23 protein-coding genes and 2 pseudogenes are annotated in these 25,885 nt (G+C 42.6%); 9 read left to right on the top strand and 16 right to left on the bottom strand.

The genetic code is table 11. From position 1 onward, the window contains the following. Window positions 1–31: 31 nt before the first annotated feature. From ABWT76_RS19480 to ABWT76_RS19500, 5 genes are all read right to left on the bottom strand, one after another. Window positions 32–310: a hypothetical protein gene (locus ABWT76_RS19480; protein ID WP_054467192.1), complete on the bottom strand. Its 279-nt coding sequence runs from the start codon at window positions 308–310 to the stop codon at window positions 32–34. Continuing rightward, the gene (locus ABWT76_RS19485; RefSeq protein ID WP_156331839.1) at window positions 255–401 is read right to left on the bottom strand and encodes a hypothetical protein; all 147 of its coding nucleotides are present in this window, start codon (window positions 399–401) and stop codon (window positions 255–257) included. The genes ABWT76_RS19480 and ABWT76_RS19485 overlap by 56 nt, the downstream gene beginning before the upstream one ends. 397 nt (window positions 402–798) lie before the next feature. Then, window positions 799–2,088, bottom strand: a complete 1,290-nt coding sequence (locus tag ABWT76_RS19490; RefSeq protein WP_354634824.1) for an FAD-dependent hydroxylase — start codon at window positions 2,086–2,088, stop codon at window positions 799–801. Window positions 2,089–2,912: 824 nt separating this feature from the next. Then, complete coding sequence (locus ABWT76_RS19495) at window positions 2,913–3,605, bottom strand: hypothetical protein (protein ID WP_054467199.1); 693 nt, start codon at window positions 3,603–3,605, stop codon at window positions 2,913–2,915. A 44-nt stretch (window positions 3,606–3,649) separates the two neighbouring features. Further along, window positions 3,650–3,838 (bottom strand): hypothetical protein, encoded by a 189-nt coding sequence (locus ABWT76_RS19500; protein WP_054467200.1) that lies wholly within the window; start codon window positions 3,836–3,838, stop codon window positions 3,650–3,652. A 262-nt stretch (window positions 3,839–4,100) separates the two neighbouring features. On the opposite strand from ABWT76_RS19500, the pseudogene ABWT76_RS19505 reads away from it, so the two are divergent. Beyond that, a pseudogene (locus ABWT76_RS19505) lies at window positions 4,101–4,292 on the top strand (hypothetical protein); the annotation flags it as partial. 54 nt (window positions 4,293–4,346) lie between these two features. Further along, window positions 4,347–4,817, top strand: coding sequence for a thermonuclease family protein (locus tag ABWT76_RS19510; RefSeq protein WP_354634825.1), 471 nt, complete (start codon window positions 4,347–4,349; stop codon window positions 4,815–4,817). Between the two features lie 110 nt (window positions 4,818–4,927). On the opposite strand, the gene ABWT76_RS19515 is transcribed toward ABWT76_RS19510, so the two are convergent. Beyond that, the gene (locus ABWT76_RS19515) at window positions 4,928–7,036 is read right to left on the bottom strand and encodes a TIGR00300 family protein (RefSeq protein WP_354634826.1); all 2,109 of its coding nucleotides are present in this window, start codon (window positions 7,034–7,036) and stop codon (window positions 4,928–4,930) included. A gap of 1,105 nt (window positions 7,037–8,141) precedes the next feature. Between ABWT76_RS19515 and ABWT76_RS19520 the strand changes: the two genes are divergently transcribed. From ABWT76_RS19520 to ABWT76_RS19530, 3 genes are all read left to right on the top strand, one after another. After that, complete coding sequence (locus ABWT76_RS19520; RefSeq protein WP_054467203.1) at window positions 8,142–8,492, top strand: Rieske (2Fe-2S) protein; 351 nt, start codon at window positions 8,142–8,144, stop codon at window positions 8,490–8,492. Between the two features lie 320 nt (window positions 8,493–8,812). Then, complete coding sequence (locus tag ABWT76_RS19525) at window positions 8,813–9,391, top strand: Uma2 family endonuclease (protein WP_354634827.1); 579 nt, start codon at window positions 8,813–8,815, stop codon at window positions 9,389–9,391. 232 nt (window positions 9,392–9,623) lie between these two features. After that, window positions 9,624–10,202: a Uma2 family endonuclease gene (locus tag ABWT76_RS19530; protein ID WP_354634828.1), complete on the top strand. Its 579-nt coding sequence runs from the start codon at window positions 9,624–9,626 to the stop codon at window positions 10,200–10,202. A 228-nt stretch (window positions 10,203–10,430) separates the two neighbouring features. On the opposite strand, the gene ABWT76_RS19535 is transcribed toward ABWT76_RS19530, so the two are convergent. Next, complete coding sequence (locus tag ABWT76_RS19535) at window positions 10,431–11,165, bottom strand: Uma2 family endonuclease (protein ID WP_197285326.1); 735 nt, start codon at window positions 11,163–11,165, stop codon at window positions 10,431–10,433. Between the two features lie 278 nt (window positions 11,166–11,443). Between ABWT76_RS19535 and ABWT76_RS19540 the strand changes: the two are divergent. Next, window positions 11,444–11,587 (top strand): annotated as a pseudogene (locus ABWT76_RS19540) (hypothetical protein); the annotation flags it as partial. A 63-nt stretch (window positions 11,588–11,650) separates the two neighbouring features. On the opposite strand, the gene ABWT76_RS19545 reads toward ABWT76_RS19540, so the two are convergent. The 8 genes from ABWT76_RS19545 to ABWT76_RS19580 form a co-directional block, all read right to left on the bottom strand. Then, window positions 11,651–12,139: a DUF4278 domain-containing protein gene (locus tag ABWT76_RS19545; RefSeq protein ID WP_190877248.1), complete on the bottom strand. Its 489-nt coding sequence runs from the start codon at window positions 12,137–12,139 to the stop codon at window positions 11,651–11,653. Window positions 12,140–12,287: 148 nt separating this feature from the next. Beyond that, window positions 12,288–13,541: a methionine adenosyltransferase gene (gene metK, locus ABWT76_RS19550; protein WP_054467249.1), complete on the bottom strand. Its 1,254-nt coding sequence runs from the start codon at window positions 13,539–13,541 to the stop codon at window positions 12,288–12,290. Between the two features lie 136 nt (window positions 13,542–13,677). Next, window positions 13,678–14,415: an HAD family hydrolase gene (locus ABWT76_RS19555; protein WP_054467212.1), complete on the bottom strand. Its 738-nt coding sequence runs from the start codon at window positions 14,413–14,415 to the stop codon at window positions 13,678–13,680. 203 nt (window positions 14,416–14,618) lie between these two features. Continuing rightward, entirely contained in the window at window positions 14,619–15,656 is a 1,038-nt protein-coding gene (locus ABWT76_RS19560) for a 30S ribosomal protein S1 (protein WP_054467214.1), read from the bottom strand. 1,127 nt (window positions 15,657–16,783) lie between these two features. Further along, window positions 16,784–17,341, bottom strand: coding sequence for a transcriptional regulator NrdR (nrdR, locus tag ABWT76_RS19565; RefSeq protein WP_054467216.1), 558 nt, complete (start codon window positions 17,339–17,341; stop codon window positions 16,784–16,786). A gap of 438 nt (window positions 17,342–17,779) precedes the next feature. After that, window positions 17,780–17,875: a photosystem II reaction center protein T gene (locus ABWT76_RS19570; protein ID WP_072160801.1), complete on the bottom strand. Its 96-nt coding sequence runs from the start codon at window positions 17,873–17,875 to the stop codon at window positions 17,780–17,782. Window positions 17,876–18,013: 138 nt separating this feature from the next. After that, a complete protein-coding gene (gene psbB, locus ABWT76_RS19575; protein ID WP_054467217.1) occupies window positions 18,014–19,543 on the bottom strand; it encodes a photosystem II chlorophyll-binding protein CP47 in 1,530 nt (509 codons plus the stop codon). Window positions 19,544–19,805: 262 nt separating this feature from the next. Then, window positions 19,806–20,129 (bottom strand): hypothetical protein, encoded by a 324-nt coding sequence (locus ABWT76_RS19580; RefSeq protein WP_054467218.1) that lies wholly within the window; start codon window positions 20,127–20,129, stop codon window positions 19,806–19,808. 2,250 nt (window positions 20,130–22,379) lie between these two features. On the opposite strand from ABWT76_RS19580, the gene ABWT76_RS19585 reads away from it, so the two are divergent. Further along, complete coding sequence (locus ABWT76_RS19585) at window positions 22,380–23,606, top strand: glycosyltransferase (RefSeq protein WP_054467221.1); 1,227 nt, start codon at window positions 22,380–22,382, stop codon at window positions 23,604–23,606. Between the two features lie 206 nt (window positions 23,607–23,812). Here the strand turns inward: ABWT76_RS19585 and ABWT76_RS19590 are convergent, their stop codons facing one another. Further along, window positions 23,813–24,421, bottom strand: coding sequence for a DUF3318 domain-containing protein (locus ABWT76_RS19590; RefSeq protein WP_054467222.1), 609 nt, complete (start codon window positions 24,419–24,421; stop codon window positions 23,813–23,815). 288 nt (window positions 24,422–24,709) lie between these two features. Here ABWT76_RS19590 and ABWT76_RS19595 point away from each other — a divergent pair, with 288 nt between their 5' ends. Both ABWT76_RS19595 and ABWT76_RS19600 read left to right on the top strand, forming a co-directional pair. Beyond that, complete coding sequence (locus ABWT76_RS19595) at window positions 24,710–24,994, top strand: hypothetical protein (protein ID WP_054467225.1); 285 nt, start codon at window positions 24,710–24,712, stop codon at window positions 24,992–24,994. Window positions 24,995–25,010: 16 nt separating this feature from the next. Beyond that, window positions 25,011–25,850 carry a class I SAM-dependent methyltransferase gene (locus ABWT76_RS19600; protein WP_190877250.1) on the top strand — a complete coding sequence of 280 codons (840 nt, stop codon included), beginning with the start codon at window positions 25,011–25,013 and terminating at the stop codon, window positions 25,848–25,850. The last annotated feature ends 35 nt before the right edge of the window (window positions 25,851–25,885 follow it).

Here is a 25,885-nt window from a genome sequence, read left to right on the forward strand (position 1 = left end):
TTTAGTCAATACATTCACAACTCACTTTTCACTACTCACTATACAAGCGGGAGCGATCCATGATGCGATCTACCCGATCGATAATATTTCTCAGATAGCGGCGATCGGTTTGCCATAAGCTTTGCCGTTGATAGACCGAGTTTTCTGGAAACAGAGAACTCAGGGAAGTATTGACCGTTTGCTTCCTAGATACGGAGATGACTTGAGGAATGAAATTGTGTAGGATGATGTCCCAGCTTGGGGTTAACAACTCATCAATGGTTTCCCAAATTCCTTCGAGGCAACAATTCCCCGAATCTGGCGATCGCACCTCTCTGTACCCATAAATCCTCAAACTCTGGAGAATAACTATCTCCTTGAATTACCGTTTCCAGTCCCTTGGCGATTGTACCGTTGTACATAACGATTTTTTTACCAAATTGTCACCAATACGCCAAATAATGTCTGACCTTAGATTCAGATGCAACAGGCTATTTTCACTCAAAAATCAAAATGCTCCTATAATAACCACTCTATGCAGCCCGTTTCCGGCAAGACATCCGCCATAAGGCGTATTTTTTTACTTGAATCTTGAAGATTTTTTAAGCATTATTCCTTAACAAGGCTTAACATTACTTAATAAAATAATTAAATTTTTATTAAAAATTTAATTAAAAATATCATAAGCATAGCCCGTTTCCAGTAAAGGGCTATGCTTGGCACGGCGTTACCCAAAAAATCAAATCATAATCAAATCGTTTTTCCCGCCGCTAATCCCCATCTAAATCTTAAGGTTAAATTACCCTGATTAAATTACCCTTAACGTTGGGCTAATTGCGGATGCTTTCCGGTTTGTCCGGTCATTAAACGCAAGGCAAAAATTTTAATCGGTGGTACATTTTGCAAAAACCATAAACCCAGTCGCCGCAGAGGCACCAGGGGAAACCATTTGTTAGAAAATATCCGATCCAAAAAGTCAGTAAATCCTAAAATTGTGAGGTTTTCCCATTTGCGCCAACGTTCGTAACGTTTCAGCACAGTTTCACTGCCAATATCTTCCCCTTTTTTATAGGCATTGATTAATACTTGAGCGATCGCCCCCACATCGCGAATGCCCATATTCAAGCCTTGACCTCCCACGGGATGACAAGAATGGGCGGCATCACCAATTAAGGCTAATCGGTGTTTTACATAGCGATCGCTTTGCATCAATTGCACCTGAAACACAAACCGATTGCCTAATAATTCTAACTCTCCCATTTGGTCGCCATAGCGTTTTTTCAATTCCGCTAAAAATTGGCGATCGTCCAATTCTGCTAAAGCTTTCGCCTCCGCATGAGGGGCTGTCCAAACAACATTGCAACGATTTCCAGGCAACGGCAAAATCGCAAATGGCCCGCTATATTGGAATTTTTCATAAGCAATATTATGATGAGATTTTTCGGGCTTAATTTTCGTGGTAATGCACGATTGCCAATACTTCCAGCCTTTAGTAGAAATTCCCGCTGCTTCCCGAATTGGGGATTTTTTGCCATCGGCAGCGACTAATAAACGAGTACGGAATTTGTGTAGAGGCGCGTCACTAAGATTGGCTGAATTATCTTCAGAAAGCGACCGTGTTTCTATCACCACCGCATCTCGTTGATAATCCACTTTCACCACTTCAGCGGGACAAATCCAAGACACATTAGGGCAATCATGTAGAAATGCCTGCAACTCCGTAATCATTGGCCCATGTTCTGCCACATATCCCAAGTGATCGCGATTTAAATCACTAGGATAAAATTGCACAATTCCCGGATGGTCAGCATCAGAAAGGCGAATTTGGTTAAACTGGTTGATTTTTGGCAAAATTCGCTCCCAAACGCCGATTTGCTCAAAAATTTGCCCGGTCAGCAGGGTCAATGCATAGACTTGCTGACGGGAAGCGGCTACAGCTTGAGGCTGGGCTTCAATCAACGCCACTTTCAGCCCCGAATCTTTTAATGCTGCTGCCAGGGTTGCCCCACTAATTCCCCCCCCGACAATAGCAATATCATAGTCAAATCCAGGTTTGGGGCTGGTTGGTTCGGTCAATTCATATGTCACCGTTGGCTGATCCTGTTGCATATCTAACTACGTTTCTTAAGATTGCTTTACATTTCTTTACTATTTTGCCGTAAATTTAGTCTATTCGCATTTTCGGAGCGATCGCTTTTTGGGGTGTGGGGTGTGGGGGAAGAGTGAAGAGTGAAGAGTGAAGAGTGAAGAGTGAATAGTGAATAGTGAAGAGTGAAGAGTGAATAGTGAATAGTGAATAGTGAATAGTGAATAGTGAATAGTGAATAATAAATAATAAATAATAAATAATAAATAATAAATAATAAATAATAAATAATAAATAATAAATAATAAATAATAAATAATAAATAATAAATAATAAATAATAAATAATAAATAATAAATAATAAATAATAAATAATAAATAATAAATAATAAATAATAAATAATAAATAATAAATAATAAATAATAAATAATAAATAATAAATAATAAATAATAAATAATAAATAATAAATAATAAATAATAAATAATAAATAATAAATAATAAATAATGAATAATGAATAATGAATAATAAATAATGAATAATGAAGAATGAAGAATGAAGAATGAATAATGAAGAATGAAGAATGAAGAATGAATAATGAAGAATGAAGAATGAATAATGAATAATGAATAATGAATAATGAATAATGAATAATGAATAATGAATAATGAATAGTGAATAGTGATATGGTGATATGGTGATATTTATTTTGTACGGGCGAATGGCCATATAGCCTGACGGATTATGCTTCGCAAGGACGCCCCTACGACTTTTCACTTTCCCCCCACACCCCACAGACAACAATCAACAATCAACCATAAACAACCAACAATCAACAACCAACAATCAACCATCAATATCAGAAATTCGGCGAGTAAAAAATCGGCCAATTCCGTATAAAGCTAAGGTCATCCCCAGCATTTCTAGATATTCTTCTAAACCAATTCGGAGTTTTTCCATCGCCCCATATCCAGTATTTAACACTTGGAATTTAAGTAGCTCCAATCCCAAAGCACCGAACAAAAAAGTAAAGATGCCGAAACCGACCAAAAATGCCGCAAAAGGATAGAATTTCCAAGTGGCTTTTAAATCTTTGAACAATAAAACCAAGGTCGCGATCGCTATGGCAATATACAGATAAATATAAATATTGTACCAACTGCGACAGTTTTCTATCAGCAGCCAACAAAAAGGTTTATAAAAATGTTGATGAACCTTAAAAGTTTCATCAATCACAGAAACATAAAATATAATCAAACCCACGGTTATCGCCAACCGGCGAGAAGGTTTTTGACCGGGATAACTCCGATAAAACGCCAAACCCATAAACCCGCAAGCGACAAAAAATAATTGCACCGCTGAAAACAAAGAGGGCAGATTTTGAAATCCATTAAAATCGATGATCGCCGGACTTTTTCCCCACAACCAGACAGTAATTAGATAAATGGATAATAAAACTAATTCAAAGGCTATCAAAGTCCCTAACAATAAATTATTCAATCGGGCGACTTGATTTGCGCTAATTTTGATTCTATTCATAAAATTAACTGTTTAATTATTAGTTTCTTAATTTGTGTTTAAGATTAAAATAAGAGAATCGATGCTTGTAATGTGGGGATAGTCAGGCGACCATCCATATCAAAAAGGGCATAAACTTCTCGGTTCAGTAACACACCGCCCAGGTAAATTGTCGCGATCGCTACTTCGCAGAAAATTAAGCCACTAATCCAGTAGTGGATCGCCCGTTTAATCAGTTGTGAGTTGATATTCATTGATATAAATTTCTCGGTTAATTGTAGATCGGCTGTGTATATTAACTTACCAAATGGTCATTAATTCCTGACAATTCCGGCATCGGCATCGCAAAACCTCTTAATTCATCTTAGAATATCTTAGAATATCTTAGAATATGTTAGCATATAAATATCCGCGAATCGATCGCCATTCCCCTTGATCGCGAGGTAGTGGCAAAATTACGCCAGGAAATCCAGCAAGGGAATACGATTTTATATTTAGGATTTAGGAGATAATGCCGGGGAAATTGTCTGCGATCGCCTCTTAATCGAACAACTTACCCTAGAAAAAATCACTTATGTAGTCAGAGTAAATCTGATTATTAATCATGTCACAATTGGCGATGATCAAATCGTAGGAATCACCGAAATTGTCCCGGTAATTCACAACGGTTCTGATGCCCCTGGAACAGTGTTATCAGTTTGCTTTTAAGCCCTAAATCCATGCCGGAATGCTTCGCCCATACTGAAAACCGCAGGAAAAAATATGAAAACTAAAACATCATTGTTTGGTTTAATTACTGGGATAATTTTGGCAGTTTTTCCTCAGACCGTGAACGCCAATCCCTTAACCGCAACAGTGGAAAAAATTACCGATGGCGATACCGTTGTTTTGAATCAAGGAGGGAGATCGATTACCACTCAACTTGCTTGTATTGATTCTCCTGACTGGGTCAATGGACAACCAGAATCAAACGCCCAAAACTCCAAAAATCGTTTAACTCAACTGATTCCCGTTGGTTCATCGGTGCAATATTATGATTTGGGAACCATTAACAGTGGCCGAGTTTTAGCGGTGATTTTTAGCGGAAATCGTAATATTAATTTACTTATGGTCGCCGAAGGACAAGCCCAATTACATAATAGTTTCCGCCAAACTTGTCGAACCTCTGCGGATGCCCTCGCGGACGCGGAAAGTAATGCCAAAAATCAACGGTTAGGAATGTGGAATAATTAAGGATATTGATTCAGATCAATGGATTAGGGGCGGGTTTCAAACTCGGTTTATTGAAAAAACCCGGTTGCTTCAAGAAACCGGGTTTTTGCGCCTAAATTCAACCGGGGGAATTAGACAGTAGTAGTCAGGTTATAAGGTTGGGTCAATTTATCAAGCTGTTGGACTAATAAACTGAGGAATAAACCCACGTCGGTGACAACTCCCGTTGATTCCACCGAACCGCGATCGCTCAGTTTAGTCACCACTGCGGGGTTAATATCTACGCAGACCATTTTCACTCCTGCTGGGGTCATATTGCCCACCCCAATGGAGTGCAACATGGACGATAACATCAGAATCATGTCGGTATTTTTCAACAGATGAGTATATTCTGCTTGGGCTTTAATCAGATCCATTTGAGTATCCGGTAACGGCCCATCATCCCGAATAGAACCCGCGAGAGAGAATGGCACATTATTCTTGACGCATTCATAGAAAATGCCACGAGTCAGTAAGCCTTGATCCACCGCAGCGGCAATGCTGCCACAACGACGAATGGAGTTAATCACTTTCAGGTGATGTCGGTGCCCACCGCGAACGGCGACTCCCCGTTTCATGTCCACACCGAGAGAAGTACCCATTAAAGATTGTTCTATGTCATGGACTGCGATCGCATTCCCACCGAGGAGGGCTTGCACATAACCTTCGCGGATCAATTTGGCTAAATGTTCGCCACCTCCGGTATGGATCACCACTGGGCCTGCGGTGACGACCACTTTGCCACCGCGATCGCGAACTTGCCGCAATTCCCAAGCCACTTGTTCCACCACCAACTCGACCCGGCGTTCGCTGGACACACTGCCGGACATAAAGCTAAATTCCTGCTTACTGTCGCGGGTTTCTGGCTTGCGTACCGTGCGGATCCCTTGCACATCCACCACCACATCTTCCCCGACTTCTAAATCGCGCAGGAGTTTGCACCGGGCTACCGGGCCTTCGGCAGTATGGGTAATCGCGATCGCGCCATCCATCCGCTGATTTTGCAATCGAATCCACTGTCCGTGAACGCGGACTTCCGTCGGATAAATCGTCGTCACATAGAAATCATCTGGGGCGACACCATTTTGCAACACCGGCTGTAGTTGGGCATCCCGTTCATCTTGGGGCAAATTCACCGCACCCAAATTAATTAACTGGGAAACGATTTCTTCCATCATGCCGTGAGACGGGGCCGAAACCTTAACCTCTGCTTTAGAGGTACTTTGGCGCTGTTCTCCCAACTGAAAACTCAGGACTTGGAAACTGCCGCCTCCTTCCACAATTTTATCCAGAGCCCGGTTCATCAACCCAGAATCAAGCAAATGTCCTTCCAGGCGAATAATCCGACTTTCCACCGGCACATTGGCATGATGCTCAACTTGAATGGGTTCCGTACTCCGCAAGGTCAAACACTTGGCAGCGCCTCCCGCTTTGATAAATTCATTCAGAGGAGTTTCGATCACTTGGAAGCCAACTTTCGCCAACTGCTGTTTTAGGTCATTACTGACTTGGTTCATCACCACCGTATGACCAATATTCACCGCATTGCAGGCAAACTTGACCGCATCAGCTTCTTGAATGGCGATCCGTTTTTCAGCGGGTACGCGCATTTCAATAATGCGGTTGGAGTAGAAGTCAAAAGCCGGAGGATAATAGAGTAAATAACCTCCCGTCAGAGGACAGAAGCAAGTATCTAGGTGATAGAAACGTTCATCCACCAGTTGCAGGGAAACCACCTCAATATCTAACCATTTGGCTAGATAAGAGTGAGAGTCTAGTTCTGAACGGAAACCATAACCCGCCCATAACCAGTTGCCGCCGCGATCCAGTAAAGCATCTCCAGCCCCTTCAAAGGGTAAATCTTTCGGCAATTCATAAACGGTGTAGCCTTGTTTTTGGAACCAATCTTTAAAATAGGGTTCTTCTCCTTGGCGTTCTTTGTGGAAAAACCGGCTGACAACCGCCACTTGACCCAAAACCACACCAGCATTAGCGGTGAAAACCATATCTGGCCAACCCTGTTGGGGCTCCACCAGGTCAACGATCGCGTGTTCTTTGAGGACTTTGTAGAGACCTTCCCATTGTTCTGTGGCGCGATCGCGTGAGGATTTGTGAATATTCCCCTCCATCCACGGATTAATTACATAGTCCACTTCGTAGTGGTGGGGAGGGCACATGAGAATGCGAATATCAGAAGACATATTTACGCGCTAATTAATGAGTAATTTGTACGGAGAGTCAATTTAGTTAGTAATTTTGTGTCACCGTCACACAAAACTAACGGCTCTGGTTAGCAGAACTTTTTTCAGAAATCTGGAATGTTTGCAGTCAGCAAGCCAACTTTTCATTTTATCACAGCATTCCGGGCGCAATGCTTCCGTCCTGACATTTGTTTGTAAATCTTGTGAATATTGTTCAGTCTGAATATTCTGGGGATTTCTGCGGCTTGCCGGGGATGATTTGCCGGGGAGAAACTCTTCAGGGGGTCAAGTCCCTAGGTCGCTGAATTATTTTTTTGATATTTTCGCTAATCTGGCTAATTTAAATCCACAAAAAAACGCTATTTTTAATATTAAAAAATATTTTTTTTAGAATTAATTAAATATCAATTAACTTAAATTAAATCTTATTAATAAAGCACCTTAAATATATTTAAATTACCATCAATATATTGAAATAATCGATGCAAAACCATCAAGATGTGGCGATAGGTAGTTTGATGTATTAAAAGTTCTTAAAAGGACAATCTATCCGCTTACTTTGTCCCTAACCGCACCGTCCACCAATCCAAAAAAACCCCCAGGTGAAACCTAGGGGGGAGCCATAAGGGTGCATTTATATATAAGATTTCGACTCTACTTTGCCCTAATCCGGAAATTTGGCAAAAGTTGAAAAAAATTTTTCCCCTGGGCAAAAAAACCCCCCAGGGGAAACCTAGGGGGGAGCCATCAGGGTGCATTTATATATAAGATTTCGACTCTACTTTGCCCTAATCCGGAAATTTGGCAAAAGTTGAAAAAAATTTTTCCCCTGGGCAAAAAAACCCCCCAGGGGAAACCTAGGGGGGAGCCATCAGGGTGCATTTATATATAAGATTTCGACTCTACTCTGCCCTAATCCGGAAATTTGGCAAAAGTTGAAAAAAATTTTTCCCCTGGGCAAAAAATCTGACTCCCAACCGATCGCCTCCCTAGGCTAAATCCCCGAAATAGCCGGTTTTCCAATGAGTCCTGGGGATTCATTGGAACTTGTAAATCCCTGCGATCGCAACTAAACTGAAATTTTCCTAGAGTAAAGGAGATCGTGATGGCTTGGTTAAAAGCTTTGGCTGAAGATGCCCTAAAGACCGGAGGACGACAAGTGGTAGAAGTTGCCCAACGCAAAATTCTGCTGCTTAACCATGAGGGTCAAGTCTATGCGATCGCCAATCAATGTCCTCATTTAAAATTGCCCATGAATAAAGGCAAAATCACTGATGGTGCGATCGTCTGTCCTTGGCACCGCAGTGCCTTTGACCTTTGCAGCGGCGAAGTCAAAGACTGGACACCCTTTCCCCCGGTCGTAGGCAAAGTCATGGCAATGGTTTCCGCAGAAAAAACCCTGCCGGTTTTTCCCACTCGTATAGAAGACGGCAGTATTTGGGTTGATGTCGAATAAATTTCTGGCTTCTACTGCCCAATCATTGATTCATTGATTCGGAAACATCTCATATTTCGCGATCGACGGGTAGGGGCTTTCGCATTCGGGCAAAGGATTTATGAGCAAAAAGCCCAAAATTTTTACCCGTAGGCTGAAAGCCTTCTCGAAGAGTATGCGAAAGCCCTTACAGATAAAAGACGATATAAAAGACGCATATTCTAACCTCCAAGGCGCGATATTGCATCCGCAACGCCGAAGCGCGATCGCCTACTTCCGTCTTATAAAAGATAAAATAAACATAAGTTATCAAAAAATATCAAAAATTAACCCAATCAAAAATGATTACCTCAGAACCGATTATTTTAAACCTAAAAACCGTCAACCTAAGCGACGAGCAATTTTATCAACTCTGCCAAATCAATGAAAATTGGCGACTAGAACAAACTGCCCAAGGAGAATTAATCATCATGCCCCCAGTTGGAGGAATTAGCGGGAACCGAGAATCGGATTTAAACGCAGATGTAGTAATTTGGAACCGTCAAACACAACTCGGAAAAGTGTTTAGTTCATCCACAATTTTCATCTTACCCAATGGGGGTAAACGCTCCCCGGATGTGGCTTGGGTTGCCAACTCTCGCTGGTCAGCCCTTACCGTGGAACAACAAGAAAAATTTGTGCCAATTTGTCCTGATTTTGTCATAGAATTAAGGTCGCAGACTGACTCATTAAACCAACGGCAAGAAAAAATGCAGGAATATCTCAATAGTGGTTTACAATTAGGGTGGTTAATCGACCCGCAAAACCAACAAGTAGAAATTTACCGACCAAATCAACCCAGAGAAATCGTTAAACTGCCCACCACTTTATCTGGGGAAAATATCTTACCGGAATTTACGCTAGAATTGCCGGTTTTTTGAGCATAAATCAAAAAAATGTAGCCGGAATGCCAAAGCCATTACAGATAAAAGATGCATCTTATAAACTGATATACGCGATCGCCTACTTCCGTCTTATAAACGCTAAAATAAACAAAAATGCAAAATTATTCTCAAAAGCGCCCCTTTTTAAGGGCGGTTGGGGGGATCGATCCGGTATGAAATCGAGAATTGTCTAATAAACACAAATTATCAAAAATTAGCCCAATCAAAAATGATTACCTCAGAACCGATTATTTTAAACCTAAAAACCGTCAACCTAAGCGACGAGCAATTTTATCAACTCTGCCAAATCAATGAAAATTGGCGACTAGAACAAACTGCCCAAGGAGAATTAATCATCATGCCCCCAGTTGGAGGAATTAGCGGGAACCGAGAATCGGATTTAAACGGGTTTCTTTGGCTGTGGAACCGTCAAACACAACTCGGAAAAGTGTTTAGTTCATCCACAATTTTCATCTTACCCAATGGGGGTAAACGCTCCCCGGATGTCGCTTGGGTTGCCAACTCTCGCTGGTCAGCCCTTACCGTGGAACAACAAGAAAAATTTGTGCCAATTTGTCCTGATTTTGTCATAGAATTAAGGTCGCGGACTGACCCATTAAACCAACTGCAAGAAAAAATGCAGGAATATCTCAATAGTGGTTTACAATTAGGTTGGTTAATCGACCCACAAAACCAACAAGTAGAAATTTATCGACCAAATCAACCCAGACAAATCGTTAAACTGCCCACCACTTTATCTGGGGAAAATATCTTACCGGAATTTACGCTAGAATTGCCGGTTTTTTGAAATCAATTCTTCAGTAATTTGGTATGATACCCTGCTACTCTTCGGGATCTACTCCTAAAGTAATTGTAGAGTGGGCAGCGGCGATCGCGCTTAATTTAAGAAGACCATTTTTATAGCTGCCCACCTCCTACATAATTAATGGTGGGCAGCTATGAAAATTTATTGGTTTGGATCATAAATTGTCAAATGCTGCCCACCCTACAAAAATACTACAAAAATACAAAATTGCTAAACTTCCGGTTCTACCCCTAAAGCCCGTAATTGGGCAGCAAGGCGATTCGCTCTTTGTCTTTCCTGCTCGGCTCGTTGTCGTTCCTGCTGAGTGGATTCCTGACTGGTTAACAATATGTCACCGTCAGCGTCCCACCACCGCAGCCAGGGAAACAGTTGGTTTTGGTATTCTCCCTGCCAAATCCCTAACTCTACCTTTAAGGGTTCAATGGGATAATGACCACGGCTATTAGGAGTCATTTTTTGATAGCGACCATTGACTAAGTGATACATCTCGATCTGGGCTTTATTGACCTCATAAATTCCATAAAAAGGAATTTGAATGGCTCTTTCATATACCCAAAATTTACCCTTAATAGGAGTTTTATCCCGTTCTTCTTCGCCATTACCAGAGACAAATTCTAAGGCAATGACAGGCTCGATGGTTTCCTTCCACATAACAAAGGAACGGCGAACTTGACCATCAATGGTAGGAGGGACATGGGGAACATAGAACCAATCGGGAGCAATAGCCCCCTTTTCTGGAGATTCTGGCGGCTCTGGTAATCGCCAATAAATACCACAATCTCGACCAATACAATAGTTACCATCGGGATGTAATTGCTCTAAAAGAGGAGTAATAGAGTCGGTTAAGAGATCACCCTGGGGAGGTTCTTGGTAATTTTTCACAAAATCTCCGTTTTGATCTGGTAATTGGGTATGGTCGGGTAAAGGGGGAGTCCCATGTACCATTGGGGAGGGTTCCTGAACTGTGGCTGATTGTTGTACAGTTTGGGTAATTGAACTCATCTTTATTCCCCTATTTTTGTTCTCTTATGTTTATTCTCTAGGTTCAATTTTATCGCTTTTGGTTAGAAATTATGCCGGATCTCTATGCCGGATCCCAATGATATTCTCGGACTGATATTCCCGGACTGATTTTCCTGGACTGATTTTCCCCGTCTCTGCTCTGCGATCGCACAGGATATCCGCGTATTAAAAGCATTTTGAGCGAACATTAGACGTGACGCTCGGAATGCTGGGATGTGAAATTAAAGTTCTTTGACCCCGAAAATGGTTTGCGAGCAAAGCGGGTTTTTTTCTTTACGATTGATGTGAGCGATCGCACTCCAGTCACATTAGGAGAAGTGCGTTCTTGGGCTGTTTCTAAATAGAGCATCAGGGGCGATCGCTCCTAGGTCAATCGAATATTTATTTGATATTTTATTTGATCTATTTTACCGGGTACTTTCTGTCACCTCAGTCAGGGAAGATGGCTGAGGTTTTACCTTAATTCCTCGGTACTGAATCTCAAAATTCCTAGTGGTTTCACTCTGTACTTGAGTATGCTGAGGGGAATGGGTTTTTAACACTTGACCGCGATATTTGCCGATAATCATTTCGGCTTTCTTCACCTCTTCATTAGCTGCGATAGCATTTTTCGGCTGCACTTCATAATTAATCCCCCGATAACTCATATTAATTTTGGGGTCTGCTGGGGATAAATCATCCTCAAGATCCTCGGTTTTCTGCCAAATCCGAATATTACTCAGTAGAACTAGAAGTAACAATAAAAATTGAAACTGCCAAGGTGCGATAACTAAACTAACAATTAAACTCACCACTAAAATTGCCGTAGCGATATAGGCAATTTCGTCCGTTGCGTGCTTCAAAATATAGTAAACAACTAAGGCAAGTCCTAGTGGAATTATAAAATACCAAGCCATAGCGATCGCCTCTTAAAAAATAAATTGGGACTGGGCGATCGCTGTCCCTGATTTTACCTTTTGCCCTCAGCAAACCAGAAAAACCAAGAATAAAGGCGATCGCCCCAAAAAACATCCGGGCAGGCAAAAAAGCCCGCCGCAGACAAACTTAACTAACCATCGCCAAACAGAGCGATTCTTTCAACAAATCAACCTTATCAGTTTTTTCCCACGGCAAATCTAAATCAGTCCGTCCGACGTGACCATAAGCTGCCACATCTTGGAAAAAGCGCCCACCACATTCAACGGGCAAATACTGCAAATTAAACGTCTGAATAATCCCCGCTGGACGCAGTTCAAAATGCTGTTTCACCACTTCCAACAACTTATCCTCATCCACCTTAGCGGTGCCAAAAGTCTCAATCATCATGCTCATCGGTTTTGCCACCCCGATCGCATAACTTAATTGCACCTCGCACTTATCCGCCAAACCAGCGGCCACAATATTTTTCGCCACATATCGGCAAGCATAAGCCGCACTGCGGTCTACCTTCGTGGGGTCTTTCCCGGAAAAAGCGCCCCCACCATGACGGGAATAGCCACCATAAGTATCAATAATAATTTTACGACCTGTCAGCCCCGAATCCCCTTGGGGTCCACCAATCACAAACTTACCCGTGGGGTTCACCAGAAACTTCGTCTCGGCATCCGGTTTAATATCAATATCCGCAAACGCAGGTTGCACCACCGCTGACCAAAGGTCTGCTTTAATCTTCGCCTGCACCGCTGTATTATCGGTCAAATCGCCAATCGTCGCCGTATGCTGGGTCGAAATCAAAATCGTGTCAATTCCAACGGGCTTACCATCCTCATAAATCACCGTCACCTGAGTTTTGCCATCGGGACGCAGGTAAGGCAATTCTCCGGTTTTCCGCATCTTGGCCAACTGCCGGGAAATCCGATGGGCCAGGGAAATGGGCATCGGCATCAGTTCCGGGGTTTCATTGCAGGCATAGCCAAACATCAAACCCTGATCTCCGGCCCCGATCGCATCCAACTCTTCCTCGCTTTTTTGTTCGCGGGTTTCCGCCGCCGAGTCAACCCCTTGGGCAATATCAGCGGATTGTTCATCCAGAGCGACTAACACCGAACAGCTATTCGCGGAAAAACCATTGTCCGCATCAGTATAACCAATTTCGGCGATTTTTTTCCGAGCCAGATCCACATAATTGACTTGAGCCTTACTGGTAATTTCCCCAGTAATCAACACCAAGCCCGTATTCACCACCACTTCCGCCGCCACACGGCTTTTCGGATCTTGTGTCAACAAAGCATCAAGAATCGTATCGGAAATCTGGTCACAAATTTTATCAGGATGACCTTCCGTCACTGATTCCGAGGTAAAAAGATATCTACGAGACAAGGATAAATCCTCCAAACTATATAATAAGTAGCCAAAAAGCAATTGACCGATTAACCAAATATCCCCTAAGTAGGATTGCTCAATTATTAAGCTTTCACTGATCGATGTCTATATCTTCCTTATGAAGGATATAGATTTAGCAGATGACTTGAATTTGATCGAGTTGAGCAATCGTCACATCTGCGTCTTGCAAGTCTTTTCCTGCCCGTGAACCTTGACAAATCCCAATACAACCAGCGGCTCCGGCCTGCTTGGCCATTTCCATGTCCAAGGGCGAATCGCCCACCATTAAAATTCTAGACGGTGCCACCCCCAAAGCTTCACAGGCTTTGAGAAACAAAGCGGGATCTGGTTTACTCAGATTCGCATCCACTCCCATTGATAGCTGGATATATGGACTTAACTGGTAATGGGACACAAACTGTTGCACCCGTTGCGTTGTGTCCGCTGAAAGAATGCCCAACTTCAACCCAGCCTCTGCGAGTAACTTTAGAAGTTCCAAACAGCCGACAAACAAAGGAGGCTGGGCATCTTTTGCGAACATTTGATCCGCTTCCGCAAAAGCCTGACGCGCAATCTTCAAAGATTCTAGCCAGCCTCGACCTGTTTCGGCAATATAAGCCGCTGCCGCAATTTCATTGTCCCTTCGGCTACCGACAGCCATCAAGCCATCAGGATCGAGGCGATCGTCTTGGATGCCAAACGCCATCAACAAGGGATCGCCCACACCCGGAATTTGGGCATCGATTAAGCGCGATCGCTTATATCCCAGACTCCGCCAAAAACTAGCCGCATCTACCAGGGTGCCATCTTTATCAAAAATAACTGCTTGAATTTGCTCAAACTTGACATCCCGACACTGAATGATGGTCAAAGCTTTCAACTCCTATCAGCATAATCATCATGCTAAAAAAATCGGATTTGGGATCAAATATCTGATTAACCGTCGGAGGGGTCAACGGCCGTTGACCCCTACACCTGAAACAAAAAAAAGAGGGAAATTCCCTCTTTTTGCAGGCCACTTGATAATCGTCCCTTGGGACGATTATTGGCTGCAAATGGTCGTCGGATTGATTTCTACTCTTCGGCGGAGGGAAATTCCTCGATCGCTGTAGTTTCGGCAGTTTCCACCGCATCAGGGACAGAAATCGCTTCAGGAGCTACCGTCACTGATGAAGCCGCACTGGGCTGTGATGCCTCTGGCTGTTGACCTTGTTGAGCCGCCATCATTTGTTCGCGGAACTTAGCCGCCATTTCTTCGGCCTTGTCATAAACAAGCTGACGGTTTTTCACCATATCACCGGCTTCCGGTTCCAGTTGCTTGGTTGACAGAGAAATCCGACCCCGTTCGGCATCTAGATCAATGATCATCACCTTGACTTCATCATTGACATTGAACACACTATGGGGAGTATCAATATGGTCGTGGGAAATTTCTGAAATGTGGAGCAGACCGCTGACACCACCGATATCAATGAACGCACCATAAGGCTTGATGCCTCGAACGGTGCCCACCACGACTTCCCCGACTTCTAAGCGGTTCATCTTGCGCTCAACCAATGCCCGTCTGTGGCTGAGAACCAGACGATTGCGGTCTTCATCCACTTCTAAGAATTTCAAGGGCAATTCTTGTCCTACCAGGTCTTCTTTGGGAGTCCGGGTACTAATGTGGGAACCGGGAATAAAGCCCCGCAAGCCTTCAATGCGAACCAGCGCCCCACCTCGATTTGTGGCAAAAACTTGCGATCGCACCGTAGCATCTTCTGCTTGGAGTTGCCGCACCCGCTCCCAAGCCCGCATATATTCAATGCGTCGGATGCTCAGGGTTAACTGGCCATCTTCGTTTTCATCGGTGAGAATAAAAAATTCACGAGTTTCATTAGACTGCAAAACTTCTTCGGGAGAGTCAACCCGATTGATTGACATCTCTTGAATCGGAATATAAGCAGCAGTTTTAGCACCGATGTCAATCAGAGCGCCCCTCGGCTCCAGACTAAACACTGTACCGGCCACTGTATCGCCAGGGCTAAAGTGATAGTCATACTTATCCAGCAGAGCCGCAAAATCTTCGTGAGTAAAGCCAATATTTCTGGCAATTGTATTCTGATTGACCATGGGATTTTTTTTAGAATGTTCTCCGTATTAATTGTGCGTTTTGTTGATTGATGTTTGGACAATCCCAAAATGAACTGGGAATTTTGGTTATACCGGCTCACGCATCGACTCAATTCTGACTAGAATCAAATCAATAGGAGCGTTTCCTAGACATTATTTCAGGAGTGGCTATCTTGCATCAATACTTCAAGTAAAAAGACAAAACAGTTGCTACTGTTGGCTTTTTACCTAGATCCTAATCGAAAGCGATTAGGTTTTTGGCTTCTATATTCTTGGTGAATTTTATTTATGAGCCGAGCTTCGGTTCCTAAAATTCGCCCTATTCGCCTATAGTTACTTTTACTGGAATGTCGAACACAGCCACTAGAAAGCCTATCTTATGTTGTCCTGATGCTGTGTTCAAGCCTATCCACTTTTTCTGGAAATAAACTTTTCCAAAAAAATAGACAGACTTGTTAGTAATTAACCTGAATAAGAAGTTGATTATCAGACTTCGGTTCCAGCAATTGTTTTATCCCTGCGCTTTTTCAGAAGCGATCGCTTTCCTTAACTCAGGATTTGGCTGAATGTACACCCGGAGGCTGACCAGTGGGATCCATCCCCTTAGATTTGGTCAGGGAACACAGACAATCTGAATCTTTGCTCACAGAAATCATTAATTGGTGTGAGCCAAGCAGAGCGAGAACCCAGGGTTTCTATGCTCGATGAATCAAGTTATCTAGCTGTATGCTGCTAAAGCGCATTAATTCTAGCATCCGAATTCGGTTGCTAGAAATTTTTTTTGCTCATACCCAGGCGGTGGCAAAGCCAAATTAAAAATGCTTGGACTATATGCCATCGGAATGGGGGGTCTATGGAGAGAATCTGCTCTCTGAAATTTCAGTGGAGCAAGTCAAAGGCTGGGGATCTATGCCCTTGCAGTAGTTGCATCAGGCTTGAAGTCTAGTCTTTGACTTGATAGATTTTCACCCAGATTAGATATTATAACCTGGAAAGACATCCCTGAGTATAGGCGAAAAAAATGGCGATCGGCAACCACCTAAACCACCTTTCATTGCTGACCTCTGGTTCTAACCATTGGCAGATCGGCCGTAATGAAGATCGAGGCTGGTTAAGGATCGGAGAAATTATCGGGAATTGAGGGTCAGATCGTCCTCACAAGGCAGGACATCTAGGGCATCTAGGACATCTGAATTTGTCTGTGGGGGTTGAGTCAGTGTCTCAGAGCTATCTTGCTGCCTCTGGAGATGATTTAAGGTCTCGATAAAATCCCGAATACCTTGAAATTTTCTATAAACTGAGGCAAATCGGACATAAGCGACCTCATTGAGTTGTGCTAATTGAGCCAGAACGATCTCACCAATTTCACTGCTACTGACTTCTCTCATCACCGCTTGTTGAAGTTGTGCTTCAATATCATCGACGAGAGCTTCAATCTTGGCCGCACCGACACCAGTTTTTTCGCAAGCCCGAACAATACCCCGTAATAACTTAGAGCGATCGAAAGACTCCCGATAGCCATTTCTTTTGATCACTGTCACGGGTACAAATTCAATTCTTTCATAAGTGGTAAAACGACGTTTGCACTCTAGACATTCTCGCCGTCGGCGGATACTTTGACAAGATTCTGCGGCTCGTGATTCTAGAACCCGACTGTCTGTATGTTGACAAAATGGACAGCGCATAATTTTTGTCCTCTGGTCAAAACGGGCTGAGTGTGGAATCCATGATGGATTGGTTGCTGAGTGATTTGCCGATCGCTCCTGGGAGGAGATAACCGTTGCCTGGAGCGATCGCTGGCAGGCGGTGAGGTTTTGAGGGTTTTGCTCTCTGATGAGTGATTTTTGCTTTTAGCAATTCGTGTTAGAAATTATTTTAGGCAAAAAAACGCATATTTTTTGGTGCGATCGGGAAATATTTTTTCAGGTTCTATCCTTCTCAACATCAAAAAGGATCAACAAAACAGTTACAAAGGCTGGGAATCGCCAGTTTTTTGGCTAATCAATTAAACAAAAAATTCTGAGCCAACCTCCGACCCGCAGGCTCAGGCATCTGCGATCGCCTGAAAGCGAGTTCATATGGGGGTGGCTCAGTCAAAAAAGCACTCAAGGTTTTACCTGTGACTACTTTTCGATTCTTGGAGGCTCACGAAAGGCGATCGCAAAAAACAGAACTCCCAGAGCCAAAGTCAGCATTAAGATGTAAGCGACGCTTTGCATAATGTCAAAACTTCCCAATAATTGCTTTTACATTAGTTTACCAAGAATGTATGAAAAAGGTCTAACAAACTCTAAACACGCAGAATAGAATGCTTGTCAGACCTTTTTCCCAAAAAATCATCAGCCCATAAAGAACAATTAAGCTTTTGGCTGAGTCCGCGTGGTCTTGTCACCAACTTTGGCAAACAGACCCCACTCCACTTGCTCTTCCAAATCTGCTTCCACACCGGCAAACACATCCCGGAAAATAGTCCGAGAACCATGCCAGATGTGACCGAAGAAGAACAACAGAGCAAAACAGGCGTGTCCAAAAGTAAACCAACCGCGAGTGCTGGTACGGAACACCCCATCAGAACCGAGAGTTTCTCGGTCAAACTCAAAAGGTTCGCCCAATTGAGCCTTACGAGCGTACTGTTTCACTACGGCTGGATCGGTAAATGTTTGACCATCCAACTCACCACCATAGAAAGAAACTTTCACGCCGGTTTGCTCAAAGCTATACTTAGATTCTGCACGGCGGAAAGGAATATCAGCCCGCACAATGCCATCAGCGTCCACTAAGACCACTGGGAAAGTTTCAAAGAAGTTGGGCAGACGGCGCACGAACAACTCGCGACCTTCATTATCCGTGAACGCAGGATGACCTAGCCAACCTTGAGCTAGTCCATCACCATTGTTCATCGGGCCTACCCGGAACAAACCACCCTTGGCAGGGTTATTGCCGATATAGTCATAAAAAGCCAGTTTTTCGGGAATTGCAGCCCAGGCTTCAGATTGGCTCTTACCTTCGGCCAAACTCGCTTGCACGCGACGCTGAATTTCTTGCTGATAATAGCCACTATCCCACTGATAACGGGTCGGTCCAAACAGTTCGACTGGGGTAGCAGCGGAGCCATACCACATGGTTCCAGCGACGACGAAAGCTGCGAAAAATACAGCGGCAATACTGCTAGAGAGAACCGTTTCAATGTTCCCCATCCGCAGGGCTTTGTAAAGTCTTTCTGGGGGACGAACCGTTAAGTGGAAAATTCCGGCGATAATTCCCACAATACCCGCAGCGATGTGGTGAGCCACGATCCCACCGGGATTGAAGGGGTTAAAGCCATCGGGTCCCCACTCTGGAGCCACAGGTTGGACATGACCTGTCAAACCATAAGGGTCAGAAATCCACATTCCAGGCCCGAACAGACCAGTCAGGTGGAAAGCACCGAAGCCAAAGCAAAGCAGACCAGATAAGAACAAGTGAATGCCAAACATTTTTGGCAAGTCTAAGGCAGGTTCACCAGTTCTCGGATCGGTGAAAAGTTCCAAATCCCAGTAAACCCAGTGCCAAACTGCGGCTAAGAACAGCAAGCCAGACAGCACAATGTGAGCACCGGCAACACCTTCAAAGCTCCACAGACCAACATCGGAGACGGATTCTCCGGTAATGCTCCAACCCCGCCAGGAATCAGTGACCCCCAAACGAGCCATGAAGGGCATGACAAACATACCTTGTCGCCACATGGGGTTGAGAACGGGATCGCTTGGATCGAAAATGGCGAGTTCATAGAGGGCCATAGAGCCAGCCCAGCCTGCCACAAGGGCAGTATGCATCAGGTGTACAGCAATCAGACGGCCTGGATCATTCAGCACGACTGTATGTACTCGATACCACGGTAGTCCCATTGACTCCGTTTCCTCCTCAATGTGAGATTTTTACTTTTACGCTTTTTCAGCTTTTTATTAATATTTCCTAAGCCTACTAGCAAGAGCGGCTAATCTCCTGCTGATCGGTTAGGGAAGGTTAACGGCTGCCTTCCATCAAATATGATCGGCATTTAAAGAAGTGTATCGATTGTGGGAAACAATTGCAAGCACTCTGAGATAGTCAATTTAGATTAATTGGCGATTTGCCGGATCCTAGATGCCCCAATTTAGCCCATCCGGGTTATCTGCGCCGATCTCGACCTATTTCACAAGTGGCTTGTAAAGTACACAGCCACTCGATCACTTGATCTGAGTTCATTAACCGTTTAATCAGCACTTGGCCGATACTACTTTCTTTGGGAACCAACTCAGGGAGCGGTTTAACTTCGAGCATCAATACAGCGTCTTCTACCCGGTAAAGCCACATCTTCTCCCCTTGCTCGATAATCGCCAGATTCATTTTCTCAATTTCTGGTTCGCGCCGCCAAGCTAAAGCGTTCCATAGTCCGCCAACTCCCCAGACCCGTCCAACAGTCCAACCTTCGGTTAAGAAAAAATATTTCACGGTTCCCTATCCATGTGAATGACATATAGACATATAGATCAACTTGGCTGGCCTGAGTTGAGGCCAATGTAGCAAAAAATACACAATTTTTCTCTGGCCGCCAAGCTTTGCCCAGATTTAATCTGACTAGATCCTATGCTTTCCAGGGTTGCCTTTGAGCCAAAAAGCTGCACACATCAAGGAGAAAAAACCAAAAATACGGTGACAAAAATTACCAGATCAAGTTACCAGATCAAGTTACCAGATACTTGAGTAAGTAGTTGAACATCATTTAAAACCTTTGACACCTACTTATTTGTTTCAATTCTATGACTTAATCTTTTGTCATAATCTAACATATCGCTCTGCTTTTGCTAAAATCAGATATAATGGTTTTTTGGTGTATATCGCTTTTTTTTCTAAAAATTTTAATTAACAAAAGTTAATTTTTGCCTAATTCAGTAAGATTAGCTGTTTGACTAATTAGTAATATTTTTTTATTTTGTTATTTATATTAATTAAATGTTTTAGTGATCGCTGATAATTGCAGCACAAAAAAATGTTTTTATTTACAGGAAAAAATCATGAATCAAAAGTTCAATATATCGGCCATTAATGTTCCAACAGGTTCATTAACAATATTTCCGATAAATCTCATTTACGGTGAAATTCAATTACTATTGTCTGCTGCCAAATTACAAGGAAGCCAAAAATATTCTGGCAATTGTAGAACAACTAACCCGGTTATTAAATTCAGTGATTTCCGGCCAATATGAGTGAGTTAATTGCGCTGGTTAGCGATTGATTCTGTTGCTACTAAACTTAGTAATTAAGGGAATGTATGTTTAAACGCATAAAAATCGAATTTATTAGTCTGGTATTTTGCTTTATTCTCTGTGCAGAATTGTTGCTTAAGCAATATCGCTTAGAGGTTGGGGTTAGTGATGCCAGCTTGACTTATAACGATCTCAGGATCGGTGCTGAGTATATAGCTTTGAATATACTCTACTTAATATGGTTGCGAAAGGCAAAACTCAATGATCAACAAGACTCGACAATAGGATCTAGGGTCAAGTTCGTCCAAGCGATCGCTCCTTCTTCCATATTTTTGCTGCTTGCATTTATCTCTTACCCAAATACTAAGACCGATATATATACATATCTACATTCAGGTTTAATGATTTTGAATGGAATCAATCCATACATTGTTCCTGCCGGAGACTTTTACTCTCAAGTATCTCCATATTTTTCCTGGCTTCAAACCTCGACTTACGGCCTAATTTCTCAATTTTTATTTGTCATATCAGCCTTATTCACAACCATTAATATTAGTTTAGGAATATATATATTTAAGTTTTTATGTTTGATATTTCATGTGCTTAACGCTTGATTGATATGGAATTTACTGAAAGAGGATTATTTGAAAAAAATTATAGTAATTGCTTATTTGGTCAATCCTATATTACTTTTTGAACAAGTGAGTCAGGCTCACATTGATGTTTTTCTGTGTAGGTCTTTGATTCTACTTATCCGTAGCATTCGTTTTCAGTATTTGTTTCTATCAGTTATGCTAATTTGGGTGGGTATTCTCACTAAAACTATACCAATTATTTGGATGCCCCTAATGTTATTCTATTTAATTAGTAAGAAAAAATACAATACTATTATACTCTCTTTCCTGGCCTCGATCGCTGTCATTTGTATTGTAAGTTTTGTCTGTCTGGGGTCTTTAGATGCCTGGTCAAGCTTAACTAACCCTGGTGTTTCGTTCAGAACGAATAGATCATTACACATATTTTTGATAACTATATTTAGGAATATTACCAATATCCTTCCAAGCTTTTTGAGTGGAGAATACGCATATCGAGTTTATCTATTATCTAAATGGATAAGTTATATGGCCTATATTTTATACTATGCTGCAACTTTGTACGGAATGTATTGGAGAATTAGAAAAAAAAGCTATTCAGAGATTCATCTAATATTAACCATAGGATGGACATCTTTACTACTTTTCTTGTTTGCCACACCCTGGAATCCATCCTGGTACGTTACAATTCTGATTCCGATCGCATTCCTGGTTTTTCCGATCAAAGATTCCGATGTGCAACGATTTGTGAATACTAGCTTAATTTTTTGCCTGAGTAGTTATACTTATTATTTGTTCACATTGAAGGGAAGCTCTGATTTTTTACTGGGTGTTGATGGCTTGATTGCCTTTATACCAACGACAATTTACTTAATTCTACCAAAAACGTCTAAGGAATTAAAATGAATAAACAGCAAACCAATTCACTTCTTGATGTTCCCTCTAGTTCATTACAGATTTTGTCACACAATACAAGAGCAAATGAAAGTCAATTATTATTATCTTTAGTGCTGCCAACTTACAAGGAAGCGAAAAATATTCCGGCAATTGTAGAACAAATAACCCGGTTATTAAATTCAGTTATTCCTGGCCAATATGAGTTAATTGTGGTGGATGATAATAGTCCAGATAAAACCTGGGAAATTGCCCAATCTATCATGGGAGAATATCCTCAATTACGAGTCATGCGTCGGCGAGATGAACGGGGACTTTCTACGGCGGTGATTCGCGGTTGGCAAGTAGCAAATGGAGAAATTTTTGGCGTAATTGATGCGGATTTGCAACATCCTCCAGAAGTGTTATTACAAATGTTGGCCATTATCAAAGAACAAGCTGATGTGGATTTGGTGGTGGCTTCTCGCCATGTAGAAGGGGGTGGGGTGAGTGATTGGAGTTTGATTCGCCGTTTTTTATCGCGAGGAGCTCAGACATTAGGGTTAATTATTTTGCCCGGAGTGGTGGGGCGGGTTTCTGACCCCATGAGTGGTTATTTTATGGTGCGTCGCCAAGCCCTGGTTGGTAAAACCATGAATCCTCTGGGTTACAAAATTTTGATTGAAACCCTGGGACGGGGAGATATCGGCAAAGTGGCAGAAGTGGGCTATGTGTTTCAAGAACGCTTAGAGGGCGAAAGTAAGGTGACATGGAAACAGTATGTCGATTATTTGCGCCACTTGGTGCGTTTACGGTTAGATTTATGGCGGATTGGCCGTTTTTTGCGGTTTGGCATTGTGGGTTTTTCTGGGGTGTTTGTGGATATGGCGGTGCTTTATTTATTAAGTGACCCGACTACTTTGGCCTGGGGATTGACTCGCAGTAAAATTATTGCGGCGGAAGCGGCAATTGTGAATAATTTTTTGTGGAATGATGCCTGGACTTTTGCCGATATGTCCATTCATCAACGGGGTTGGAAGAAGCGATTTAAGCGGTTTTTGAAGTTTAATTTGGTCTGCTTAGGAGGAGTCGGATTAAATATTGTGTTGTTGAATGTGATGTTTAATTTGTTAGGGTTTAATTCGTTTCGCGCAGGTCGCTATGTGGCGAATTTTATTGCGATCGCAATTGTCACGCTTTGGAATTTCTGGCTAAACCTGAAACTTAGTTGGCGAGTGACAGAAGTAGATCGATAAATTGGTTTTTGATTGTTGGGTAAAGATTCTTTGATTGTTGATTGTTGTTTGTTGGGTAGGGATTCTTTGAGTGTTGAGTGTTGATTGTTGATTGTTGATTTTTGGCAAATGGCGAAAAGTAATAAAAAACAACAAAAAATAAACAACAAACAACAAAAGAATCCCTACCCAACAACAATCAACCAACAACAATCAACAAATAAAAACTATTCACGAATTTCTCCTTCGGGAACACTGAAAGCCGAAAGACCAGCGATCGCCCGTAAATTTTGACAGCGAATCAGTTCGGTAAAACTTAAGCTGGGTCGCCCTTCAATTTTGGCCACTATTTGAATTGATTCAAGCAAATATTGGGCGGCTTCGGCTTCGCTGTAGCCCCGCCGTTGGGCGACTTGAAGTGCTGCTTCATCGGCCAATAACTCCGATTGGGAACTGCGTTGATTGCGCCAAATTTGAGAAACAGCTAGTCCGGTTAGACTCCCGGCAATGACGATACCGACGGCATCCACTTGCACCATTTCTAACAAAGTTCCTAAGACCCCGGCTGCCACTAATCCTTGATAAATATCGATTTTGAACCATTGGATATTCAACTGCCAACAAACGGTTCTTAACATTAATAAATCTCGCTGACTTTGAGATAATCGCGCCCAAAGGTCAAAATTAACTAAAATCAATCTGGGTTTATCCCAAGGTTTGGGAAATGGACTCGAAATTACCGTGGGTTGTTGGGGCTGGCTTTGAATTTTTGTCAGCATCCGTCCGCTGGCAGGCATGATATCGAGTAAGCGGTAAGTTTCAATCGCTGGATCCATAATGAGTTAATTCTCAGACTTTGGGCAATATCTCTGAAAATAAAATACGATAACTTGTAACCTGGGTATTGTAGACCGCTTAAATCCACTGCGGCATTCACCGAATGCTAAAGCCGGGGGCTATTTGATTTCTCTGCTTTTCCGCAGGCTTTGCAGCGATCGCCACCCCAGAAAATCCGTGGCGACTTTTGATTTGATCAAAAAGGCTAAATTCAAAAGCCACCCCTGTGATGCCAAATCATTAACTTTAATATTGTCACCTAATTGTCACCTATAGTATTGTCACCTATGGATGCTTTTGCGCCAATTCCTCCCGAATGGACGAAAGAGGCTGTTCACGCTTATCAGTTTTGTTGTCCGACTTGCTACGCTAGTTCTTTGGAAGCCACCCAAGTTTGGATTAACCGGCGATCGCCCGTTTATACCCCAGAAAATCGCCGCAAGTGGCAGGAGTTTTATCAGTGTAAATGTGGCTGCGCTTGGTGGGCTTGGAGTAGCGATCGCCCCCCGTCTAATTTGGGCGATCGGGAAGTTGCAGATAATCCCATAGATCATCCAGATGATTTGGTTTAAATTAAGGAGCAACATTATGGCCAACCCAAATATTAATCTTCCTTATTTCGATCTCCTGTTTGAAGAATTTGGCAAACAAAACCCAGAGGCATTAGAAGCATTTGGCCGTCATGTTCACTGGGGATATTGGGATTATCCCGCTGCTGCCGATGGTTCGATCTCCGACTTTGCCAAAGCCGCAGAACGTCTGTCTCGTCGGGTTTGTGATGCCGGAAAAGTCGGCAATGGAAAGCGAATTCTTGACTGTGGTTGTGGATTTGGCGGCACTATCGCCAGCCTAAATGAACGCTTTTCTGATCTGGAATTAGTCGGATTAAATATCGACGAACGTCAACTCGAACGCGCCCGAGAACAAGTACAACCGCAAAATAACAATCAAATTCAATTTGTCCAAGGCAATGCCTGTGAACTGCCCTTTGAGGATAATTCATTTGATGTGGTTACAGCGGTAGAGTGCATTTTTCATTTTCCTAGCCGAGAGCAATTTTTCCGAGAAGCACGAAGAGTCCTTAAGCCCGGTGGCCAACTGGCGATTAGCGACTTTGTTCAAGCAGAAACTTTTATGCCTGTACTCAAATTTATGGGCAATTTTATCCCATTTGACATAGACTTTACTTACGGAAAAGTGGACAGTAATATTAGCTTGACTGACTATCAAAATTTAGCCAAAACCACTCAATTTATCAGCAAAATTGAGGATGATATTACCGTAAATACTCTGCCAACTTATCCCATAGTCAGAAAACTCCTGCATGATGGCAAGCTCAAGAAAGGCGAAAATGTCACCTTGGCAACTGAGTGGTTATCTCGGTTGGGAATTTTGCGCTATTTAATTTTGTCTTTTCAAGTCTCTTAAAGCATATTTTTGCCTCATGGGGTTTGGACAATCTA

Source organism: Planktothricoides raciborskii GIHE-MW2 (assembly GCF_040564635.1).
In the GTDB taxonomy this organism is placed as follows: Bacteria; Cyanobacteriota; Cyanobacteriia; order Cyanobacteriales; family Laspinemataceae; genus Planktothricoides; species Planktothricoides raciborskii.

Coding starts and splice junctions, on each gene's coding strand:
- ABWT76_RS19560 (WP_054467214.1), bottom strand. CDS start 15,656: ATGGTCAATCAGAATACAATTGCCAGAAATATTGGCTTTACTCACGAA.
- nrdR (WP_054467216.1), bottom strand. CDS start 17,341: ATGCGCTGTCCATTTTGTCAACATACAGACAGTCGGGTTCTAGAATCA.
- ABWT76_RS19525 (WP_354634827.1), top strand. CDS start 8,813: ATGATTACCTCAGAACCGATTATTTTAAACCTAAAAACCGTCAACCTA.
- ABWT76_RS19500 (WP_054467200.1), bottom strand. CDS start 3,838: ATGAATATCAACTCACAACTGATTAAACGGGCGATCCACTACTGGATT.
- ABWT76_RS19535 (WP_197285326.1), bottom strand. CDS start 11,165: ATGGTACATGGGACTCCCCCTTTACCCGACCATACCCAATTACCAGAT.
- ABWT76_RS19490 (WP_354634824.1), bottom strand. CDS start 2,088: ATGCAACAGGATCAGCCAACGGTGACATATGAATTGACCGAACCAACC.
- ABWT76_RS19590 (WP_054467222.1), bottom strand. CDS start 24,421: ATGGATCCAGCGATTGAAACTTACCGCTTACTCGATATCATGCCTGCC.
- ABWT76_RS19485 (WP_156331839.1), bottom strand. CDS start 401: ATGTACAACGGTACAATCGCCAAGGGACTGGAAACGGTAATTCAAGGA.
- ABWT76_RS19570 (WP_072160801.1), bottom strand. CDS start 17,875: ATGCAAAGCGTCGCTTACATCTTAATGCTGACTTTGGCTCTGGGAGTT.
- ABWT76_RS19515 (WP_354634826.1), bottom strand. CDS start 7,036: ATGTCTTCTGATATTCGCATTCTCATGTGCCCTCCCCACCACTACGAA.
- ABWT76_RS19530 (WP_354634828.1), top strand. CDS start 9,624: ATGATTACCTCAGAACCGATTATTTTAAACCTAAAAACCGTCAACCTA.
- ABWT76_RS19585 (WP_054467221.1), top strand. CDS start 22,380: ATGAATAAACAGCAAACCAATTCACTTCTTGATGTTCCCTCTAGTTCA.
- ABWT76_RS19545 (WP_190877248.1), bottom strand. CDS start 12,139: ATGGCTTGGTATTTTATAATTCCACTAGGACTTGCCTTAGTTGTTTAC.
- ABWT76_RS19520 (WP_054467203.1), top strand. CDS start 8,142: ATGGCTTGGTTAAAAGCTTTGGCTGAAGATGCCCTAAAGACCGGAGGA.
- ABWT76_RS19600 (WP_190877250.1), top strand. CDS start 25,011: ATGGCCAACCCAAATATTAATCTTCCTTATTTCGATCTCCTGTTTGAA.
- psbB (WP_054467217.1), bottom strand. CDS start 19,543: ATGGGACTACCGTGGTATCGAGTACATACAGTCGTGCTGAATGATCCA.
- ABWT76_RS19595 (WP_054467225.1), top strand. CDS start 24,710: ATGGATGCTTTTGCGCCAATTCCTCCCGAATGGACGAAAGAGGCTGTT.
- ABWT76_RS19510 (WP_354634825.1), top strand. CDS start 4,347: ATGAAAACTAAAACATCATTGTTTGGTTTAATTACTGGGATAATTTTG.
- ABWT76_RS19495 (WP_054467199.1), bottom strand. CDS start 3,605: ATGAATAGAATCAAAATTAGCGCAAATCAAGTCGCCCGATTGAATAAT.